The sequence below is a fragment of the Hyphomicrobium sp. 01T421 genome (assembly GCF_056398805.1).
In genome coordinates this window covers 1,758,513-1,778,937 of record NZ_JBFTQC010000001.1, presented here as the reverse complement: position 1 = coordinate 1,778,937, position 20,425 = coordinate 1,758,513, and the positions used below count along the sequence as shown (strand labels likewise).

Sequence of the window (20,425 nt, the reverse complement as noted above, 5' to 3'; positions counted from 1 at the left end):
TGATTTTGCGTAATCTGTGATTTTGAAATTAATATTTTCTAATTTGCCGGTGTCAATGAGGGAATTAGCATTTTTTTTCGCTTGGGCGACATTGCACCTTGATCGGGCAAGGTGTCTCCCACATGTATGGTGCTTCCCCCTCGGCAATAACGGTTCTTGGATTTTCTCGATGCACCCCATCAGGCCCATCTCTGACAGCGTCGCCATAAGCGGTTGGCTGGACGAAGAGGACTTCGCGGAGGTCAAGTCGCTTGGCTTCGACAAAGTGATCAACTTCCGCCCGGACAACGAGGCTCGCGACCAGATTTCGAGCACCGAAGCCGAAGCCGCCGCCCGCCGCTCGGGCCTCGACTACGTGCAGATCCCGGTGACGCGGCAGGACCTCTTCAAGGATGACGTCGTCGACCTCGCGGCGAAGGAATTCGCATCGGGGGGGCGCACGCTCGCCTATTGTGCGTCCGGCCAACGGGCCGCCATTGTCTGGGCTGCTGCGACGGCGCGATCCCATCCCGTCGACGAGGTGCTTTCCACGGTTGGGGCCGGCGGCTTCGACCTCCGGCTCATTCGCGACGATCTCGAGGCGCAGGCTCATCGCGGGTAATTTTCTCGATATTCACTGCGCCGTTAAAGAAAGAGGTCGAGAAGCGTTACGAGGATTTCGTTCTCAGCCGGTGAGCCACCGAGGTCAATCGATAATCAAACCTGCGACCCAAACGAGCCCTGCCAGAACAAACCCAAGCAACAGCGGAGCGATGGCGACATTGAAAAGGAAACGCCCGGCTAGCGCAAACCGGCCGGGCTCAGCCCGGTTTGAAATAGATCGCGCGCGAGGGCGACTGGCTCGCGCTGCCGCGTCCGTCCTTACTTGCCGACCTATGTCGCCCCAGAATTGCGAGACGGCGTTCCAACCGATCACCCCTTGAACAAGAGCGTAAACGATGGCTGGCTTGGCATTTCTTAGTGCCCATCGGCAAAGAAAATAGACGGCGATCGCTGCGAGCAGAAAAGGGAGTCCGTGGCTAGCACGCTCAGCGAGACTTACCGGCTGAACGCGCGGAGCCGGATCATTGCGCAGCCATTCCGTGAGGCGCGATGAGTTGCTGTCTTTGTGTTGCTTGGCCGCCCAAGCTTCATAGTCGGCAACTGTGCCCGGCAATGTCGATCTCCTCTTAAGCCAAAATCTATTTCACAACCATCGCCGCCTGATAAGGAGCTTTGGCGGGGGATGAGCCATGGACACTCTTTGCGGACTACGAAACCTGGAAGGCGAAGCAACAGCAAGCCAATTGGCGCTGCAAATATCGTACTTTCCGCAACAGCCGGACGAACTTGCAAGCAATTTAAAACACCGCCCATATGTTTGACAAACTCACGCCGGCCCCGTCCCCGCCTCAGGCCTGAGCGCTCGGTCTTGCCGAGACCTCGCGATGCCAGCGCATCACATTGCTGAAACCGTCCGGCGGACCGAGGCGCGCCGGTTTCATGAAGTCGATCGCGACGAGAGCCGTTATGTCGGCTATCGAATACGTGTCTCGGCCAAGCGCGCGTCGATACGGGTCAGTTCGTGCGCGACCTTGTCCTTGTTGGCTTCGCCCCACTCCGCGACTTGCGGCACCTCGAGATGCGCCATCCTGGGGTGCAAATGCCTGAAGACCGCAAAGACCGCGTTGAATAATCCGATCTCGATGCGCCGGTTCCACATTCGACTTCGGCCTTGCCGACCGGCCCGATGCCGAACAGCGGCGGTTCCGGCGAGATCTCTTCGAAATAGCGACAAATGGCGACTGTCTCGGAGATCGCGCGGCCATCATCGAGAATGAGGACCGGCACGCGGGCCCAGGGATTGAGCTTCGCGAAGTCGCCCGTCTTCAAATCGTCCGTCATCATGTTCAGCTCTTCCCGCGGGACCACGATGCCCTTCTCGGCGAGGAAGATGTTCACGCGCCTCGGACTTGGCGCTGCATGTGTCTCGATGATCCGCAACTTCATTACCTCGCGTCTTGGGAATTATGCTGCGCACGCCATCGTTGTGGCGCTTCGAATTCGCCGGACCAGACGCCGCGTCGCGACGACCGGGCTTCGGCTTCTTCGTCGTTATAGCCGCCAAAGGCGACCGCCATGCCTGCCCGCACCATACTGGAATTGATATCGCGGCCGCCGGCCATGCAGCGAGCGAGAAGCCGACCATAACGATCTCGTTCGCTGACGTTGCATGTGACGATCTCGCCGCCGATGGTGCGGACGAGTTCGCTCTTGGCCTCCTCGCCGCAGTTCCATGTCAGGTCGCCCCGCGAACATGTCTGGCGACCCTCGGGCGCATCTATTCCCTGAAGCCGCACCTCGTTTCCACCCACGAACAGGCTGTCGCCATCGATTGGCCGGGCGCCGCCGCTGACGCTCGCCGGGATCGGTTCGTACTGGGCTCGGCGGAAGCGCCAATGGTCGCGGCCAATAAAAATGGCCGCCGCCGCGAGCGTTAACGTCAATCCGAGCCTTACATAAGTCCGCCAAGGCCTTACAGAGGCGTATGTTGGGCGCCTCGAGGACGCCCGCCGCCGCTTCGGCGGGATAGGTTGCATAACGAACCCCTCAACCAATTCCGCGAGACTTAAGTCTTGCTTTAACAAATTGACGCCAATTTACAGGCGGTGCGCGGCACAACCCCCGTGCGACCTCATCTAAAGGACGCAGCTCGCGGTATGGACGATAACGCCGATAGCGTCGAACCGGCAGCTGAAATGCCAGCTCGCCCGGCGCGACGAGGCCGTTCACGGGATGACCTCAAATCATTCCGGGATAAGCTCACGCACGGCACCGTCCATAAGCCGGAATTCGAGTACGAACTGCTCACGATGTTCGCGCGCAACGAGACGAGCGCGCCATTCGCGATGCCGGCGCTTTGCTTCATCTTTTACATCACGTCGATGTTCTGGGCGTCGTTCACCGAAGCGACGACGTGGATCGCCATCGTTTCCATCTCCCGCGTCTACATGCTCGACCAGTGCCGGCGGCTGCTTTCCATTCCGCGCACCGAAGTCAACGTCGGTCAGTGGCGCCGCCATTTCAACCGCATCGAACTCGTCAACGGGTTCGCGCTGGCGGCTTTCGCACTCATCGGCATCACGATCCACAATACCGACGGCGCGTCGCCAGCGACATTCTCCTCGCATGTCTTCATTTTCGCGACGTTGATGGTGGTCCTCGCGATCCGGATGACGTTCGCGTCGACACTCCCCCGGCTTTTCCTCGCAGGCACCGTTCCGATGACGGTCGCGGTCGCTGGCCGGCTGTTCACGCTCGGCGATCCGTTCTATTTCGCGCTCGCCTCGATGGCGATCGGCATTCATGTGTTCTTCGTCTATCTCGCGCGCGGATTGCACTCGACGGCGCTCGCCATGGTGGAGTTCCGCGCCGAGAAAGACAACCTCATCTCGGAACTCGAGGAAGCGAGCGCCATTTCGGACGAAGCGCGCCGCCGCGCCGAGGCTGCCAACAAAGCCAAATCGCGCTTTCTCGCGACCATGAGCCATGAGCTTCGCACGCCGCTCAATGCGATCATGGGGTTTTCCGAAGTCATGGAAAAAGAGCTGCTCGGACCGATCGGCAACGACATTTACCGCGACTACGCGCGCAGCATTTATCAGAGCGGTGATCATCTCCTCTGCATCATCAACGAGATTCTCGATCTTTCGCGCATCGAAGCGGGCCGCTACGATCTGCACGAGGAAACGATGCGCCTCACGGACATCGCCGAGGATTGCCAGCGCCTCGTCAAGATCAAGGCCGATGCGAAAGCCCTTGCGATCGTCGAAGATTTTGCTCCGGACTTGCCGCATATCTGGGCCGATCCGCGGGCGCTCCGTCAGATCTGTCTCAATCTGCTGTCGAACGCACTGAAGTTCACGCCGAAGGGTGGCCGCATCACGCTGATCGTGGGCCACACGCAGGATGGCGGACAGTTTCTGACCGTCTCTGATACCGGCCCCGGCATTCCCAAGGAAGAGATTCCGCGCGTTCTGCAGGCCTTCGGCCAGGGCTCGCTCGCCCACGAAACTGCCGAGGGCGGAACGGGTCTCGGACTTCCGATCGTTCAAAACCTCATCCATTTGCATGGCGGCACGTTCGATCTGCAGTCGGAATTGCGCAAGGGAACGGAAGTTACCGTGACGCTTCCGCCCCAGCGCGTGCTCCATGCCATTGCGCCTTTGCAGCCGCTTGGCCAGGAACGTCACCGCGATCCCGCGCCGCGGCCGGCGCGCCAGCCGCGCATGCGCATGGCCCCGGCCGGCGTTCCCGATCAAGTCGCCTACCGGGTTGCGGGCGATGCACGATAGTTGTTTTGCGTTTGAGGTTTGGCGTTCATGCTCGGCTTTCTGCTCGTGGTCATTCTAGGTCTCGGCTCGCTTCTCGCCGCGACCGTTTTCGGCGGCGTGAACCTCGATGCCGTTCCAGATTTGCCGATTGCCGCGACGGTGATTGCGATACTCGTCGCGATCTATATGGCGACGCTACTCAATCATCGCGGCGAACGGCGACTTGCTTTGTGGCCGACGCTCGCCGCCTGCATCTCGGGCGCCGTGCTCGTCGCGGGGGCTTTCAATAAGAGCACGCCGTTGGTCCTCGCAGACCTCTTCGCTGGAGCAACCGCTGCAGCAGATGCCCCTCCGACAAGGCGGGATGCGCCCGCATCCGTACGCCTCCGCCGCAACGACGACGGCACTTTTTTTGCCAATTCCGAAGTCAACGGACAAACGATGACGATGCGGATCGACAATGGATCGGCGACGGTCGTGCTCCGGCAATCCGACGCCGAGAAGGCGGGCATCGATATCAGCAATCTTGCTTTCGATACACCTCTCAAAACGGCGAACGGAACGAGCTACCTCGCCCCCGTTCGTTTGAAGTCGGTACGCATCGGACCCTTGGCAATCGACGACGTCGAAGGGCTCGTCGCGCGTCCTGGAACCCTTAACGAAAACCTGCTCGGTACAAGTTTTTTAAGACGTTTGGCGTCTGTTGAACTCTCGGCAAATTTTGCAACGCTTCGGCAGTAGAACGCCGATCACGATCTTGAACTGCTCTCTTGGACAGGAGCGTCTTGAATGTCATCGGCAACAGTCAGCCTCTTCGGTTCCTTCGCGCTCGCGGCCATCGGAGCAGCGGGCCTCGCCTATACGCTGATGCATCCCGGCGTTCTCGTCTCGGCGTTCGATCATGCGAAGGCGACGTCGGGCCTCTCCGCTCAGGCAGTGGCCGGTCAAAGCGATGACCCCGTCCTAGACGCCCAGGAAGCAACACTTGTTCAACCCGGCACTGTGACTTTGCCCGCCGGCGACTATGGGCACTTCCGGGCCGAGGCGGAAATCAACGGGCGCGATATCGATGTGATGGTCGACACGGGTGCTTCCCTTGTCGCGCTGACTTACGACGACGCGCGCCGGGCCGGTATTGTCGTGAAGCCCTCGGACTTCACGCACACGGCCCAGACGGCCAACGGTACAGCCCGCGTCGCGCCTGTCACAATTCCGCGCATCAGCATCGGCGACATAACGGTACGGAACGTGGCCGGGGTCGTGTCGGAGCGTGGCGCGTCTGAACGGACGCTGCTCGGCATGTCATTTCTGGGGCGGCTATCCCGTGTCGAAATGCGCGGTGGAACGCTCGTGCTGCAAGAGTAGCTTTCCCCATTGCCGCAATTTTACGTTCCACTATTCCACTATTCCGCCCTCAACATTGCTGATAGAGCGCAACCCGGAACCCCGCCCTGGTCTCAGCGCGTTAGGTTCCCGAATGAATCACGTTCGAGGAGAGGCATATGCTGCCGAAGCCACGCGCCGACCTAAAGCCGAATACCGCCGACTTTGAGCGCCTGCCCCTCGTCAAGCCCACAGGTTTTCGTGAATACGATGCGCGGTGGCTCTACCCGCAAGAAATCAACCTCATGGGCCTCAATGCCGTCGGGCTCGGCATGGCGACCCTCTTCGCCCGGCGCGGTGTTCCGAAGCGCCTCGTGGTCGGCCACGATTACCGGTCGTATTCCGCCGCCGTCAAACAGGCGCTGATGACCGGCCTCTTGGCCGGCGGCTGCGAAGTTCACGATATTGGATTGGCCCTTTCGCCGATGGCGTACTTCGCGCAGTTCGCACTCGACGTCGAAGGCGTCGCCATGGTGACCGCGAGCCATAACGACAACGGCTGGACCGGCATCAAGATGGGATTGTCGCGTCCACTGACGTTCGGGCCCGACGACATGTCGGAATTGAAGTCCATCGTTCTCAACGGCGAGTTCGAGGCGAAGACGGGCGGCCGGTATATCTTCGTGCCGGATCTCGCCGAGCGTTACATCAAATCGCTGACGGATCGTCCGAAGCTCAAGCGCCGCCTCAAAGTCGTCTGCGCGAGCGGCAACGGCACGGCAGGCGCCTTCGCGCCGCAGGTGCTCGAGGCGATCGGCTGCGAAGTCGTGCCTCTCAACACCGACCTCGACTACAACTTCCCGAACCACAATCCCAATCCCGAAGACATGAAGATGCTTCACGCCGTTTCGGCGAAGGTTCTCGAAACCGGCGCGGATGTCGGGCTTGCCTTCGACGGCGACGGCGATCGTTGCGGCGTCGTTGCCAACGATGGGCATGAGATTTTCGCGGACAAGGTCGGCGTGATGCTGGCTCGCGATCTTTCCGCGATCTACAAGAACGCGAAGTTCGTCGTCGACGTGAAATCGACGGGGCTTTTCTCGACCGACCCGGTGCTGATCGCCAACGGCGCGACGACGGCATACTGGAAGACGGGTCACAGCTACATCAAGCGTTATAATTTCGAGCACAAAACGCTCGTCGGCTTCGAGAAGTCGGGCCACTTCTTCTTCAACGAACCGCTCGGCCGCGGCTACGATGACGGGTTGGTGTCGGCCATCGCGGTTTGCGACATGCTCGATCGCAACCCGGGCAAGACAGTTGCCGATCTGCGGGATGCGCTACCGAAAACCTATGGTTCACCGACCATGTCGCCGCATTGCGACGACGAGAAGAAGTACGGCGTCGTCGATCGCATCACCGAACATTATACGCGCCAGAAGGAGAGCGGCGGACACGTCGCCGGACAGGCGATCCGCGATCTCATCACCGTCAACGGCGTGCGCGTGATGCTGGAAGACGGCACTTGGGGTCTCGTTCGCGCCTCCTCGAACAAGCCGGAACTCGTCGTCGTCGTCGAAAGCCCGACGTCGGAAGCGAACATGAAGGCGATCTTCAAGGACATCGACCAGCAGCTGGCGCGCTTCCCCGAGGTCGGCGAATACAATCAGAAGATCGCAGTCTGACCTTTGCGCCCGGCGACTCGCGTTCCGCGAGCCGGCCACCGGGCGCGGGGCTTCTTGGTTGACGCCGGCGCGGCCTTGTGTTGGGCGCTGGTGCTCAGCRCAGCAAGGTCCAAAGGAAGCGGGCGACGACGGTCGAGATGAAGACGGCGAACGCCAGTTCGAGCGTCCGTTTCGAAATGCCGTGCGCGACCTTCACGCCCCAGGGTGCCGTCAACACCGCGAGCGGGGCGATAACGCACGCACCGAGGTTGACGTAGCCGAGCGATAGCGGCGGCAAGTCCGCTTCGCCCCAGCCGGAAATGATGTATCCGGCGATACCGGGAACGGCGATGACCGTGCCGATACCGGTCGCGGTTCCGACGGCTCTCAACAGTGGCATGCCGTAAAGATTGAGCAGCGGAACAGTAAATGTCGCGCCGCCAATCCCCATCAGTGTCGAGATGAGACCGATGATGCCTGCCGCGCCCTCGAGCCAGGGCGGCCGCGGAAGCTTGTCGGCAATCTGCCAATCATCCCTGCCGAGAAACATTTTCGCGGCGAGTGCCGTGCCGAAGACGACCCAGATCCAGCGGAGCGCTTCGCTGCTGGCATAATACGCGATGACGATGCCCGCGATCACGCCGAGGACGATCCAAGGGCCCATGCGTTTCACAACGTCGATATCGACGGTTCCTCGCGCCCGAAATGCCGAGAAGGATCGAAACACTGTCGGCGCAATGACGCCGAGCGTCGTCCCGAGCGTGACGTGCATTCTGACGTCCTCTGGAACCCCCACAACCCCGAAGGCTTCGTAGAGCACGGGCACGAGGACACCGCCGCCGCCGATGCCGAGCAGGCCTGAGAGAAACCCGGCGAGGAGCCCCGCGACTGCGAGGAGCGCCAGCAACGCGATCAGATATTCCATCGAGATGGCGGCGGGCATGCTGGTTGCCTCACGCCGCGTCGGACTGGTCTTCGCGGCCGAGGCCGTGCTCGGCGAGAGCAATCGCATCCCGCAGCACGTCGACCGTGGCGGAAGGATCCGTCACTCGCTCGCTCAGCAGGCGACGGAACGCGCGTCCGCGCGGCTGGCCATGATAAATGCCAAGGATGTGCTTGGTGATGTTCGACAAGCGTCCGCCGTTTTGAATATGGCGTTCCGCGTAGGGAATGAGTTCGGAGAGCGCTTCTTCCCGTGAAGGCGCGGCGGAATTCTCGCCGAATATCCGGCTATCGACGTCTGCGAGAATGAAAGGATTTTGATAAGCGGCGCGGCCCAGCATGACGCCGTCGACGTGGTCGAGATGCGCGCAAGCTTCATCGAGCGTTTCGATGCCGCCATTGATGATGATCGTGAGTTCGGGATGGCGCGCCTTCAAACGGTAGACGCGCTGATAATCGAGCGGCGGAATTTCCCGGTTCTCTTTCGGCGACAATCCTTTCAGCCACGCCTTGCGCGCGTGGACGATGAACGTGCTGACACCGGTCGCCGCTACGACGTCGATAAAGCGTTGCAGGTCGGCTTCGGCATCCTGGTCGTCGATGCCGATACGGCACTTGACCGTCACGGGAACAGGCTGGCTCGCCCGCATCGCCGATACGCATGCGGCGACGAGTTCGGGCTCGGCCATAAGGCACGCGCCGAAGCGGCCTTCCTGGACGCGGTCCGAAGGGCATCCGATATTGAGGTTGATTTCGTCATAGCCAAGCTCGGCGCCGATGCTCGCTGCTTCGGCGAGCTTTGCCGTGTCCGATCCTCCGAGCTGCAAAGCGATCGGATGCTCAATGGGAGAGAAGCCAAGCAGGCGCTGACGATCGCCGCGAATGACGGCATCCGCCGTTACCATCTCGGTATAAAGCAGCGCACGCTTCGTCAGTCCACGGTGGAATACGCGGCAATGCCTGTCCGTCCAATCCATCATGGGGGCGACTGAGAATCTATGTGGTTGGTATTGCAAACCGGGTCCTGATTTCAGCGGGCATCGAAAGCTTGCAGATTGTCAGGCTCAAATGTCCGCGTTAGTAAACGTCCGCGCTAATGGGGCACGGAATAGTGTGAGTTCGCAGTGTGCGCAATGCGCTATGAATGCTTTGGCGGGCGCGGCGGCGCCCCCACTGGGGCGGACTACCGAACGTTGACGCATTAACTTCTATATCGTCTGACAGAATCAAGCCCGAATTCGAAGTAGGAATAACATCCGATGCCCGTTGCCAAACCAAAGGCCCTTATCATCGGCGCGTCCCGCGGTCTTGGCCTCGCGATGGTCGAGGAATATCTGTCGCGCGGCTGGGATGTCGTCGGTACCGTTCGGGGCAACGGCCGGACCGCATTGCACGAGCTGAAAGACAAGCACGGCACGGCGCTTCAGATCGAAGCGGTGGACATCGCCGAGCAGGATCAGATCGCGGCTCTTCGCGAAAAGCTCGCGGGCCAGACCTTCGATCTTCTGTTCGTCAATTCGGGCGTCGCCAACGGCCCGGGCGAAGCGGTGAGAAACGTTTCGACCGACGAATTCATCCGCGTGATGGTCACCAATGCGCTCGGCCCCATGCGGGTCATCGAGGCGCTCGACGACCTCGTGACGCCGACCGGCACGATCGGCGTCATGTCGTCCGGCCTCGGCAGCGTAGCCGATAACGAGGATGGCGGCTGGGAAGTCTATCGCGGCAGCAAGGCCGCACTCAACACGTTCATGCGCAGCTACGCCGCCGAACACCGGAAAGGCGGCCGATCTCTGGTGATCATCTCTCCGGGCTGGGTGCGCACCAACATGGGCGGACCTCACGCGACGCTCGACGTCAGCGAGAGCATTCCGCGCGTGGTCGACGTGATCACGGCGCAGTCAGGCAAGCGCGGCATCAGCTATCTCAACTATCTGGGCAAGACCGTCCGCTGGTGAGCCTGCTGCTAGGGCCTCGCCTTGACCGTTGAGCCAACAATGGCTGCCACGGGCCGTTATGCCTCGTGGCGTCGAAATTAGCACGCCTACTGCGCGAGTTTGCCGGCCTCGTGCTGACCCGGCCTCTTGAAACGCGAAGGGCCTCCAATCGACCCGCGTTCGCTGAGGGCGATTAAAGTACATTCTCAGCCGACTGTTCGCAATTACCATCAAGGTGCGTCGCCCATACGCTTGCCAGCGTACGCAATTGGCAAAGTAACGGGATGTACCAATGAACAAAAAAAACCAGAAAAGTCTCTTAAGCGGTCTCGGCAGGTCGACATTTTTTCTCTGCAGCATTGTCGCTTTTGCGCAGATCTCGGCGGTTTCGGCCGTCGCGGCCCCGGGAAAATCACAGAAACGTCCGCCGTTCGCTCTAGCGGAAGAGGGAAGCTTTTTCGTCAACGGGAAAGTCGTCACCACGCAATTCCCCAGCGCTGCAAGCGGCCCTGCGACACCTGGAAAGACGATCGTCAACCAGATGTATGTCCGCTACATGATCCCAAAGAAGGTGCGAACATACAAGACGAAGAACGGCAAGACGACGACAAAGACAAACGTGCCTGCCGTGATCTTCGTCCACGGTTCGGGACATACCGGCGCGACGTTCGAGACGACTCCGGATGGTCGCGAGGGCTGGGCAACGTATTTTCTCCGAGCGGGCTTTCCCGTCTACATCGTCGATCATGCTGGGCGCGCCCGATCCGGTTTCGATCCTAACCTGATCAATCGGGCAAAGGTCGAGTCCAATCCTGCGATCCTTCCAAACCTAGTGAAAACGACGATTGAGGGTGCTTGGACCGGTTTTCGCGTCGGACCTGAATATCCGGTTGCCTACCCGGGCACGCAATTTCCAATCGAGCAGTTCGAGCAATACGCTGCACAATTGGTTCCGAATACCGAGGTCACTCTGGACGGCCAAGGAAGCAACAGCACGGATGCGATTGTCGCGCTGTTGGACAAGATCGGACCGGCCATCATCATTGCCCACTCGCAGGGAAGCAGCTACGGCGTCAATTCAACAGTGCAAAGACCGAACCTCGTGAAGGGTCTGGTTCTCCTCGAAGGGTCATGTGCCGCGACACCGTCGGAGATTTCCTCAGCTTTTGTTCGCTCTCCCTACATGGCAATTATCGGGGACAACCGTCCGTCAGACCGAAACGTGCAGTGTCAAACCACTATTGCCTCAATCAACTCCGCAGGAGGAAACGCCAAGTTCTGGTTACTGCCCGATAGCGGTCTCCGGGGAAATACCCACATGATGATGATGGACAAGAATAGCGACGTGATTGCCAATAAACTGCTCGGCTGGCTGACTTCCAACATCAAGTGATCGACATGGTGAGCACCATTTCGTGAGGAAAATCGGCGGGGAGCCGCTAGGGTTGATGCCTAGCGGCTCCCGCCGTATGTTGTTGTAATCGAGCCCATGGCTGCGCTGTCTCTCCGCCTTTTGCGGAGTGCGCTGCTGCTGCGGCAATCGCAAGAATGCCGCCAATCAACGTCTATGGCGATGCCTTCACGGTTGAGCCGACGACGGCCGCTACGGCTTTTGAATCCGTGGGGCCAGGCTCGCGATCGGCGGGTTCGTCGGTGGTGCCCGGCGCATTCTCGATCTCGTCAAGCCATTTGGCCGTTCGCTCGAAATCCGGGTCGGCCTTGAAGCGTTCGCTTGGCGCGAAGCCTTCGGCACGGCTGATGGTCTGAGCGATCAACTTGCGGAATTCGGGAACGTCGAAATACGAGGCGTGCACGAGTTCCTTCCAGGTGAAGTACGTGCTGATCGCCGTGTCCGCAGTATGCGAGGGAACCGCAAACCTGATCTGCCCGATGGCGCGGCGAAACTTGGCAATCGACCGGCTCGCCGCTGCATTGCTGTAAGCCGTTATGAGGTCCGCGATGGTCGACGGAAGGCGCGGCAGGGATTTTTCGAGCCACATCGGGCGATCCAACGCTCCGATGGCAATTTCTCCTTCGGTGTCGTTACCGTAAGCGGCGCGCTTCACCTCGGCATTTGTGATGCGGTTCAAGAACATGCTCGCGACAGCGCTGATGAACGTTGCGAAAGCTTGAATGACGACCATCAGAAGAAGCGCGACCACGCCCAAAATCGCGGGAACGATGATCGCTGGTACAAACAGCGACCAGAACCAACGCTTCCGCCGATCCTGGAGGTCGGCTGCTCCGAGCGCCCATGATAGCTCGTCGGTCACGACATGAAGCAGGAGGCCGCTGTTGGTTGCAACGTCACGTCCGCCTCCACACAACGTGCCGCCGTCGCACGGGCGTCCCCTGGATTCAAAGAAGCGCTTCTTGAAGCGCATGCCCCGCTCGATGGCGTCGAGGTTCGGATATTGGGCTTCAAGTTGCTGGCGCTTTTCGCGATACTGCCGCCACGCCGCCTGGCGGTCCACCGGCGTCTGTACGGCGGCTCCGCTTTCCGTCGTTACGGCTTCACCATCGCCTTTGTGCGCGACCATGAGCTGCTCCCGGAGCGCGCTCAATGCCGCTTCGGCCTCTGGAGACGCATTTGCGTCGTAGATTTCGGTCTTGAGCCATTCGGCTATACCGACCATCGCGGGAGGTGACAGCAGAATGATAAAATAAATCAGCGGCAGCGTGATGACGGATAGCAGCGTGATCGACGAGACGGCGAAAGATTTGTCGAAAAAGTTCAACCGGGCGTCGGGCAGTAGCGCGAGGCCTTGGATCGCTTCATCTTCAGGATGAGACAACGGCAGCCAGCGCGACCCAAAGCTGGTTTTCGCGCGCCGGGTTATCCTCGAATGATAGTTCAGCAAGCTCCGGCTATCGAGCCAGCGCAGCGCTAAGTAGAATGTAAGCGCGGGCAGACTAGCGAGAACGCCGGTTGCAACCCATACGCGCGGAAAAGTTCTCCCGAAGATCGTCTGGTCGCCGCCGAGCTGGGTCGCCAGAACGTAGACGATGAACATCAAGAGCAACATCATCGAGGCGACGAAGATGACCTTGCGCATCAAACTCAGCCGAGTGAGAAGCCAAAGCTCTCGACGCAGCTTGAGAAACGGCGTGCCGACAGTAATCCAACGCTTGAGGTTCGCGAGCGGCCTCTTGCGGGCGGCATTGTCGAGCAAAGCATCGGAAAGAATCGAGCCGCCGTGGCTATGGCCGACGATGCAATAGGGCTCGCTCTTAGCTTCGAGCTCGCGCATGGTCTTGGTCAGCCGTTCGCCGGCGTCGCGCCGCTTCATTTCGCTGTTGTCACCGGCCCAGGCAAAGGGCAAGAAGTTCAGCTCGCCGTCACGCGCGTCGATGAGAGCGCGCATATCGTTTTCGAAGACGCTGCCTTTTTCCCACCATTGCAACTCGGGCGGAGGTCCGCCGTCGGGACCGGCAGCTGTCGGGGCCGCGAACGTGCCGTGTACCGCAATGATCGTTGCCAACGCCCCCTCCTCCGTCCCCACTCCGCAGTCGCCTGCAACCGCGATTGATCGCGTTCCGCGCTTGTTCGCTTTACGGGATTTTTGTCTCGCGAAAAATAGTGCTCACATGCCGGATTGGCGGCGGATGATGCCCCATAGGATCGAACGCGGCATCACAGCAAGCTGCCATCACACAACGAATCCAGGCACCTGTGGCTTCAATGCACTTGCCTCTCATTTGCGTGATCGACGAGCAGGAACGATTCCAATCCAACTCCGCCGCCGACTGTTTAGTCTCTATTCGAGAACAGCTGCGCCCAATGCGCCGTGATGGTTTGCCGCGATTTGGAGGCCATCTCCCTCTGATCCGACTTTCATCCCCCGATGAGAAGAGACTGCGGCTGCTGAAACCTGTTTTCTTCACGGAGTATTTGCGTGCTGACCAACTTGCGCGATACTAAAACCGAGGAAAAAAAGTTCAATGAGCCAACCGGCGTCTACCAATCCCCAGCGTTCCGTTATCCATCTTCTGCGTCGCGTCGATCAGTGCGCTGCCCAACTCTATTTGACCGAAAGCGCCGACAACGATCTCACGCTCCGTCAGCTTGCGATCCTCACCGCGATTTCACGTCAAGAGAACCTGAGCCAGACCGATCTCGTCGCGATCACAGGTATTGACCGCTCAACGGTCGCAGGTATCGTTAGCCGCCTCATTCGGAAGGGCCTTCTGGAACGCAAGCGTTCGCCGCTCGATGGCCGCGCCTACTGCGTCCGTCTTTCCAAGCGCGGCGCAAAGGCCGTTTCCGGCGCCGACCGCCTCTACTCGCGGGTCGAGAAGAAACTTCTCGCGTCGGTTCCTGCTTCAGAAGCGACAAAGTTCGCTTCGACACTCAGAACGATCCTCTCGGCGCACTCAGAAGACGCAGCATCCGCGTAGTGCTCTGAGTTTGTTCGCCATCCAAAGGTCGCCGGCAATTCATCCATAGAATGTCGGCGGCCGCGCGAATTTGCAATTGACGTGTCGCGATTGCCACCTATCATCCAAAAGTGATAGGGGATGAGGACTATGTTGCGCACGCAGTTGGATTGGCCGAATCCGTCGTCAGACGGCTTGGTCGAGTATTCCATCCACACATCCGATGTACACCCGCGGGACCGTTTCCAATATTGGTACGAGTCGAGCCGCCGGGTGTTGGGACCTTACGAGAACCGCCCCGATCAGCGGGCTGGTTTCGAAGGAGATTTGCGCTATCTTCCGGTGCCGGGGATGTCGCTCATCGTCTTCCGCTGCAACGGCATGCGCGCGTGGCGCACGGAACGTCAGGCCAACATCTTTGGCGATCTCGTTCATATCATCATGCCCCTCTCCGGCACGGTGAAGCTTCGGCAGGACGGTCGCGACGCGGAACTCGGGGCCGGAGACATCTGCCTCAGCGATGCTGGACGGGCATCTACGTTCATTCAATCGCCGCACGCCCGTTGCCTCGTTGTTGAATTCCAGCGGCGCGAGTGCGAGGCGCGTCTCGGTCCGCTCAGCCGGTGGACGGCGCGGCGTGTCGACGGCAAGCAAGGCGGTGGTGCGCTGGCTTCTGCATTTGCGAGAGTTCTTCCCGACCAGATCTCCTTCATGAGCACACAATCGCAGGCGGAGATCGCGCGGCAATTCCTCGATCTCGTCGCTTTGGCGGTGAAGGAAATGGAAGGCGTCGCTTTTTCCCACTCGTCGGCGCGGCTTGCGTCTTTGCTACGTCTCAAGGCGGTGGTCGATTCCAACCTGACGAACAGCAACGTAACCTGCGAAGAGCTCGCGGCCGCAGCGGGCATTTCGGTTCGATATGCCAATCAATTACTCGATGCGGAGCAAACTTCGCTGCAGAAGCTGTTGTTCAGCCAGCGCATAGAGAAATGCCAGGCGGCACTTGCAGATCCGGCGCAGGCGCATCGGCAGATCAGCGATATCGCGTACTCATGGGGCTTCGGTGACGTTTCGCACTTCGGCCGCCTCTTCAAGGCGATGACCGGTATGACGCCACGCGATTACAGGAAGCTCAATATCCTCGCCCGTTGACGAAATCTGAACGAAATTCTGGTACGATATGTGGCTTGCGGAACCTTCCGCAGGCCAATTTACTTTTGTTTCGTCCCGAGACCATCTGTGGTCAAAATTTCAATCTATAGAAGTGAAGATTGCGCGCGGGCGCATTGTAAAGGGTATCAGCCGGTAGGATCCCGTCTTGAGCGTGCAACAGGAATTGTTAGCCCGTGCCATGGCGCTTCGATCCAAGGCCGCAAGCAAGGCACATAGCCTTGCCATTCGCTATTCGATCACCCTCAGCCGCGTCGTGTTCTTCGGCTTGTTGCTGCTTCCGCTGCTCGAGCCCAACAGCTTCTACATCATCCGTGCCGGCCGCGTGAGCCTGCCCGCCGAGCAGGAGTTGCATGCGCGCTCAGAGATCGCCCCCATAGCTCCTTCGGTTTCACGGGGCGTCACCGCTGAAGCAGAGGCTCCCTCGGCGCCGGTCACCGGCGAACCGCCATCGGCGAAGACAATTGACAGTAAAGGCCCGGACTTACCCGCGACGGATTCGCCCGCTCCGTTGCAGCCGCTGAAGCCTGGAGATCCGCAGGCTGCCCCCGCTAAACCGTTGCCGCCTTCGAAGCAGGCCGCATTGCCTTGGACGGATGCGGAGATCGCGTCCGCGAAAGCCCAATGTGCGCAGCTTCTTGCAAACGTCACGGTTGTTTCGGAAGAACTTCCGCCGGCCCGCGAAGGAATTTGCGGCGCGCCGGCGCCTCGCGAACTCAGGAGTGTCGGCGAGAGCAAAGTGAAGATCGAGCCGCCTGCAACGCTCAATTGTCCGATGATTGCGGGCCTCAGCACCTGGATCACCGATAAGCTGCAACCCGCGGCTCAAAAGAACTTCGGTTCGCCCGTCGCGCGCGTGATCGCAGAATCCTACTCATGCCGAAATCGCTATGGCCTCGCGCGGGCGCCGCTCAGCGAGCATGCCTTGATGGATGCGGTCGACGTATCGGCATTCGTGCTGGCTGACGGAAGGATCATCCGCATTTCGAAAGGATGGGGCCCGACCGCCGGCGACCTGAAGCGGGCCGCCGCCAAATCCAGCGAGGCACCCGCCGACGAGAAGATCAAAGGCGACAAGATTCTTGTTTCGGCGTCCAAGCTCGGCGCACACGACATCGCAAAACAGGGCGAAGCAAAAAAGGGCGAAGACAAGCCGAAGTCGGAGGAAGCCGAGAAGGAGGCCGCGGCCAAACTCGCGTCGTCAACGTTCCTTCGTCAAGCGCACAATGACGCCTGCGATATTTTCGGCACCGTACTCGGGCCTGACACCAATGACGCGCACCGCGATCATTTTCATCTGGATATGAAAGTCCGGAAGTCCCAGCGCGGGCTCTGTCAGTAACTCCGCGTGCAAGACCGGATGTGCTCGTCGAAGCCGTTGCCGGGGCGCGTTCAGATTTTCAAAGCGATGACGCCCATGGAGCTGCGATGGCGATCGCCGATGTCGTACTCGACGAATGTGAAGCCTTGCGACTGGAGTAGCTGAACGAGCCTGGCGCGCGTGAAATGATGATAGTGCTCGATCTCCGCCCAATAGGGGTTTGTTCCCGTAGCATCGAGCGCTCGCCACACGATCGAATCCATGTTGAGCGATGAGAGGAAAAGCGCGCCTCCGCGCTTCATCATCCTGTTGATGACGCCGAGCGTTATTGCCGGAAATGGCGTGCGGTCCAAGACGTCGACCATGCTGACGACGCTGAAGCGGTCCTCGGCGGCGAGCGATTCCAGATCGCTGTGAGCCTCGTATCCGAACTTCTTGAGCTTCGCGACGCTCTCTTCGCTTGCGTCAATTCCGGCCGGGGAAAATCCCCATTCTGCGGCCGTGAAAAGGAGCGATGCGTTGCCGAAGCCGACGTCGAGCCAATCGCCGGACGGCGCATGGCGCGCGACGCGGGCCACGATTTTCGCCGACACCTTGCGTTGATTTTCGGCGTCCTTTCCGACCTTCTGTTCGGTCTTGGCCGCCGGAAAGACGATCTCGTGACCTTCCGGCGTCAGATAGCCTTCGGTGAAGACATGCGCGCAGGAACCGCAGCGGCACCATTTCAGCATCGGCGGAAGCATCGAGTTGTAAGCTGGATGATTCGTTATTCGCGCTTCATTTGCGCGCGAGATCTCGCGGCCTTCGCAAAGCGGGCAGGCTTCGTAGATTGCCCGAGGGCCTTGGGGCTTCGGCTTCATAGCCTCCACCAGCCGCGGAGTGGTCGTGGGTTCGACTACCGCAAAGGCCCGAGGGGCTTCACCCGATCGCATGATTTCCACCATCTTCTCAAAAGATGCTTCGAGGTTGCGTGCGTAGCGCGCTGAATCGAATATCGGCGCGGTATCTCTCATCGAAGCGAGCTTGCTCCGGATCCGCTCGAGCTTGCCTTTATCGCGTGCGAGTTCAAGCGCGAGTTCGGCATAGGCATCGAGGTCCGTGGTGATCAGTTCCGGAACGCCCATTGCGGCCAGGAGACTACCGGCGACGCGGCCGGAAAACGTTTCACCAAGGCATGTCAGAACCGGCAAGCCGGCCCAAAGGGCGTCGCTCGCCGTCGTGTGCGCGTTACAAGGAAGTGCATCCAAGAAGAGATCGGCGAGGCGCTGCCGCGCGAGATGCTTCTCGACCGGCATGCGATCCGCAAAAACCAAGCGGCTCGCATCGACGCCGCGGTTAGCTGCCTCTCGTTTCAAATTGTTGGCGCAGGTCTCGTTCGGAACGAGCAACCACAGCACGGAGCCTGGCACCTGCTTGAGCAAGTGCATCCAGACGTCGAACATCGTAGGGGTGAGTTTATAGCTGTTGTTGAACGAACAAAATACGAAGGCGTTTTCCGGTAAGCCGCAATCGGCGCGCGTTATGGGTTCATCGGAAATTTTCCGCTGCCCGTCGTTCGGCTGATAGGTATTCGGCAGCTGGACGATTTTCTCGGAATAGTCGGCCTGGTGCTCCATCGGCGCCACGATGGCATCGGCCACAATGTAATCGATGAAGTCGGCTCCCATCGTTGCAGGATAGCCGAGATAATTCACCTGGATCGGCGCCGGACGATAACTGAGGATTTCTGGACGGCCGTCCTTCGTATACCCTTTTAGATCGACGAGGATGTCGATTGCATCCGCGTTGATCGTCGCGGCCGCCTCACGGTGGGTCATCTCGCCAATTTTTCGGACGTGCTCAAATGCGTTCAGCATCCGCTGACGCATGGCGCTGCCGTCATCCGGGCTGAAGCAGTATCCGAAGATCTCGAAGCGGGTACGATCAAGCCTCTCCAGGACTTCGGAGAATAGAATTGCCGTCGCATGCTCGAAGAAATCGCAGGAGAGGAAACCGAGCCGGATGCGCTGCCCCGCTCCAAGACTGCTCTGATAGGTTTTGAAGCGCATCCGCTCCGGCACAGCCAAGGGCTTGATGTAGTTCCGAGCGGCTCTCAGTTGATCCGCACGCGTCGACGCCAGTGAAATGAGCTGGAATGGCGCGAGATGTATCGGCTTCGCCCGGAAGTTTTCAAGGCAATAGCGCTCCTCCTCGTCCATGCCGTCCCAGTCGCATTGGAAATGGAGCAGATTTAGAAATTCGAACCGGTTGACGAACGCGTCGGGCGCGCATTCGCGGCATTTTTTGAAGGCGGCCGTCGCTTCATCGTACTGCTGACGCATCTTGTATGAGATCGCCAGATTATAATGTGCGTGCGGAGAGATTGGGTCGAGCTTTATCGCGTGTTCAAGCGCCTGGATGGCACCTACTTCCATCTTCAGGGTGCGAAGCAAGCAGCCGACGCTGGTGTAAGCTTCGGCGCGGTCCGGCTCGATTGCGAGACCGGCCTGGTAACTCTCGAGAGCTTCTGCAACGAGGCCCAGTCCTTCGAGTGCGAGGGCCAGGTTGAAATGATAATCGGCGTTGTCTGGTTTGATGCCGGTGGCGCGGCGGCAAAGTTCTATTGCTTCGTCATATCGCCGGTCCTGACGCAGGAACGAAGCTAGCTCGTCGAGTCGCCGCGCAAGCTCATCGCTGTTCTTCGATTCTGCCTCGATCTTAGCTTCAATCGACGCCACGGGGCGTGACATCGCCGATAGTCGCCGGTCGAGACTGCGTGCTTCCTCGAAGTCCGGATCGAGTTGGAGGGCACGCCGGCAGTGCGCCGCCGCCGCTTCCACCTGCCCGGACTTCAGCATCAGATTGCCGAGCCTGACGAGCACGGCGGGCTGATCGGGCCTCAGTTCGAGCGCTTTGATATAGGTCGTTATCGCCTCAGGTTCGTTCTCAATCACCGTGAGGAGGTTGCCCAACACCGTGTGGACCTCGGCGTTCCGAGGCTGCAGCGCGAGACACTCCCGGCAGGCGGCGATGGCCTCATGGGATCGACGCATATCGCCGAGGATGATCGCGAGGTTGAGCCATGCCTCGTGATAATCGGGCTGATGGGCGACGCTTTGCCGGATGTATTCAACTGCGTCATCCGTTTCCTGCCGCTTATACGCGATGAGGCCCATGTGGTGCAGGCTTGGAGCATGAGTGGGCAGACGGGAGAGGACGCGCCGATGCGCAACTTCCGATTCCGCCAAGCGGCCGTTTTTGAGGTGTTCGACCGCCTGATGATAATCGCGGGCGGCCTCCGGATCGCCAACACGCTGAGGTGCGCTCCGTGACGTCGCGTGCGTAAGCCGCCGATCTCTTCGATTCATGCCGCAGTCCCGATTCGCATCAGCCTATAAA

15 protein-coding genes and 1 pseudogene are annotated in these 20,425 nt (G+C 59.9%); 10 read left to right on the top strand and 6 right to left on the bottom strand.

What is annotated here, in order from left to right:
• The first annotated feature begins 169 nt into the window (after window positions 1-169).
• Entirely contained in the window at window positions 170-601 is a 432-nt protein-coding gene (locus AC1DK3_RS08125; RefSeq protein WP_477191731.1) for a protein tyrosine phosphatase family protein, read from the top strand.
• A 790-nt stretch (window positions 602-1,391) separates the two neighbouring features.
• Here the strand turns inward: AC1DK3_RS08125 and AC1DK3_RS08120 are convergent.
• Both AC1DK3_RS08120 and AC1DK3_RS08115 read right to left on the bottom strand, forming a co-directional pair.
• Window positions 1,392-1,983 (bottom strand): annotated as a pseudogene (locus AC1DK3_RS08120) (glutathione S-transferase).
• A 5-nt stretch (window positions 1,984-1,988) separates the two neighbouring features.
• Window positions 1,989-2,486, bottom strand: a complete 498-nt coding sequence (locus tag AC1DK3_RS08115; RefSeq protein ID WP_477191730.1) for a thermonuclease family protein — start codon at window positions 2,484-2,486, stop codon at window positions 1,989-1,991.
• Between the two features lie 213 nt (window positions 2,487-2,699).
• Between AC1DK3_RS08115 and AC1DK3_RS08110 the strand changes: the two genes are divergently transcribed.
• From AC1DK3_RS08110 to AC1DK3_RS08095, 4 genes are all read left to right on the top strand, one after another.
• Entirely contained in the window at window positions 2,700-4,334 is a 1,635-nt protein-coding gene (locus tag AC1DK3_RS08110; RefSeq protein WP_477191729.1) for a sensor histidine kinase, read from the top strand.
• A 27-nt stretch (window positions 4,335-4,361) separates the two neighbouring features.
• A complete protein-coding gene (locus AC1DK3_RS08105; protein WP_477191728.1) occupies window positions 4,362-5,054 on the top strand; it encodes a retropepsin-like aspartic protease family protein in 693 nt (230 codons plus the stop codon).
• A 48-nt stretch (window positions 5,055-5,102) separates the two neighbouring features.
• Complete coding sequence (locus AC1DK3_RS08100) at window positions 5,103-5,678, top strand: retropepsin-like aspartic protease family protein (RefSeq protein WP_477191727.1); 576 nt, start codon at window positions 5,103-5,105, stop codon at window positions 5,676-5,678.
• A 137-nt stretch (window positions 5,679-5,815) separates the two neighbouring features.
• A complete protein-coding gene (locus AC1DK3_RS08095) occupies window positions 5,816-7,321 on the top strand; it encodes a phosphomannomutase/phosphoglucomutase (protein WP_477191726.1) in 1,506 nt (501 codons plus the stop codon).
• Window positions 7,322-7,415: 94 nt separating this feature from the next.
• Here AC1DK3_RS08095 and AC1DK3_RS08090 read toward each other — a convergent pair whose 3' ends face one another.
• Together AC1DK3_RS08090 and dusA are read right to left on the bottom strand one after the other, a co-directional pair.
• Window positions 7,416-8,243 carry a sulfite exporter TauE/SafE family protein gene (locus AC1DK3_RS08090; protein WP_477191725.1) on the bottom strand — a complete coding sequence of 276 codons (828 nt, stop codon included), beginning with the start codon at window positions 8,241-8,243 and terminating at the stop codon, window positions 7,416-7,418.
• Window positions 8,244-8,253: 10 nt separating this feature from the next.
• Window positions 8,254-9,219 (bottom strand): tRNA dihydrouridine(20/20a) synthase DusA, encoded by a 966-nt coding sequence (gene dusA, locus AC1DK3_RS08085; RefSeq protein ID WP_477192886.1) that lies wholly within the window; start codon window positions 9,217-9,219, stop codon window positions 8,254-8,256.
• A 282-nt stretch (window positions 9,220-9,501) separates the two neighbouring features.
• On the opposite strand from dusA, the gene AC1DK3_RS08080 reads away from it, so the two are divergent.
• Both AC1DK3_RS08080 and AC1DK3_RS08075 read left to right on the top strand, forming a co-directional pair.
• A complete protein-coding gene (locus AC1DK3_RS08080; protein WP_477191724.1) occupies window positions 9,502-10,200 on the top strand; it encodes an SDR family NAD(P)-dependent oxidoreductase in 699 nt (232 codons plus the stop codon).
• 271 nt (window positions 10,201-10,471) lie between these two features.
• Window positions 10,472-11,572 (top strand): hypothetical protein, encoded by a 1,101-nt coding sequence (locus AC1DK3_RS08075; RefSeq protein ID WP_477191723.1) that lies wholly within the window; start codon window positions 10,472-10,474, stop codon window positions 11,570-11,572.
• Between the two features lie 172 nt (window positions 11,573-11,744).
• On the opposite strand, the gene AC1DK3_RS08070 is transcribed toward AC1DK3_RS08075, so the two are convergent.
• Entirely contained in the window at window positions 11,745-13,661 is a 1,917-nt protein-coding gene (locus tag AC1DK3_RS08070; RefSeq protein ID WP_477191722.1) for an ABC-2 family transporter permease, read from the bottom strand.
• Between the two features lie 460 nt (window positions 13,662-14,121).
• On the opposite strand from AC1DK3_RS08070, the gene AC1DK3_RS08065 reads away from it, so the two are divergent.
• The 3 genes from AC1DK3_RS08065 to AC1DK3_RS08055 all read left to right on the top strand — a co-directional run bounded on the left by AC1DK3_RS08065 (window position 14,122) and on the right by AC1DK3_RS08055 (window position 17,068).
• Window positions 14,122-14,577 carry a MarR family winged helix-turn-helix transcriptional regulator gene (locus tag AC1DK3_RS08065; protein ID WP_477191721.1) on the top strand — a complete coding sequence of 152 codons (456 nt, stop codon included), beginning with the start codon at window positions 14,122-14,124 and terminating at the stop codon, window positions 14,575-14,577.
• 129 nt (window positions 14,578-14,706) lie between these two features.
• A complete protein-coding gene (locus AC1DK3_RS08060; RefSeq protein WP_477191720.1) occupies window positions 14,707-15,708 on the top strand; it encodes an AraC-like ligand-binding domain-containing protein in 1,002 nt (333 codons plus the stop codon).
• Window positions 15,709-15,907: 199 nt separating this feature from the next.
• Entirely contained in the window at window positions 15,908-17,068 is a 1,161-nt protein-coding gene (locus AC1DK3_RS08055; protein ID WP_477191719.1) for an extensin-like domain-containing protein, read from the top strand.
• Window positions 17,069-17,118: 50 nt separating this feature from the next.
• Here AC1DK3_RS08055 and AC1DK3_RS08050 read toward each other — a convergent pair whose 3' ends face one another.
• Window positions 17,119-20,394 carry an O-linked N-acetylglucosamine transferase family protein gene (locus AC1DK3_RS08050; RefSeq protein WP_477191718.1) on the bottom strand — a complete coding sequence of 1,092 codons (3,276 nt, stop codon included), beginning with the start codon at window positions 20,392-20,394 and terminating at the stop codon, window positions 17,119-17,121.
• Between the last annotated feature and the right edge of the window lie 31 nt (window positions 20,395-20,425).

Excerpts from the sequence above, each read along its gene's own strand:
- AC1DK3_RS08060 (WP_477191720.1), top strand. The coding sequence starts at position 14,707 with ATGTTGCGCACGCAGTTGGATTGGCCGAATCCGTCGTCAGACGGCTTG.
- dusA (WP_477192886.1), bottom strand. The coding sequence starts at position 9,219 with ATGGATTGGACGGACAGGCATTGCCGCGTATTCCACCGTGGACTGACG.
- AC1DK3_RS08110 (WP_477191729.1), top strand. The coding sequence starts at position 2,700 with ATGGACGATAACGCCGATAGCGTCGAACCGGCAGCTGAAATGCCAGCT.
- AC1DK3_RS08075 (WP_477191723.1), top strand. The coding sequence starts at position 10,472 with ATGAACAAAAAAAACCAGAAAAGTCTCTTAAGCGGTCTCGGCAGGTCG.
- AC1DK3_RS08095 (WP_477191726.1), top strand. The coding sequence starts at position 5,816 with ATGCTGCCGAAGCCACGCGCCGACCTAAAGCCGAATACCGCCGACTTT.
- AC1DK3_RS08100 (WP_477191727.1), top strand. The coding sequence starts at position 5,103 with ATGTCATCGGCAACAGTCAGCCTCTTCGGTTCCTTCGCGCTCGCGGCC.
- AC1DK3_RS08105 (WP_477191728.1), top strand. The coding sequence starts at position 4,362 with ATGCTCGGCTTTCTGCTCGTGGTCATTCTAGGTCTCGGCTCGCTTCTC.
- AC1DK3_RS08125 (WP_477191731.1), top strand. The coding sequence starts at position 170 with ATGCACCCCATCAGGCCCATCTCTGACAGCGTCGCCATAAGCGGTTGG.
- AC1DK3_RS08050 (WP_477191718.1), bottom strand. The coding sequence starts at position 20,394 with ATGAATCGAAGAGATCGGCGGCTTACGCACGCGACGTCACGGAGCGCA.
- AC1DK3_RS08065 (WP_477191721.1), top strand. The coding sequence starts at position 14,122 with ATGAGCCAACCGGCGTCTACCAATCCCCAGCGTTCCGTTATCCATCTT.
- AC1DK3_RS08080 (WP_477191724.1), top strand. The coding sequence starts at position 9,502 with ATGCCCGTTGCCAAACCAAAGGCCCTTATCATCGGCGCGTCCCGCGGT.
- AC1DK3_RS08055 (WP_477191719.1), top strand. The coding sequence starts at position 15,908 with ATGGCGCTTCGATCCAAGGCCGCAAGCAAGGCACATAGCCTTGCCATT.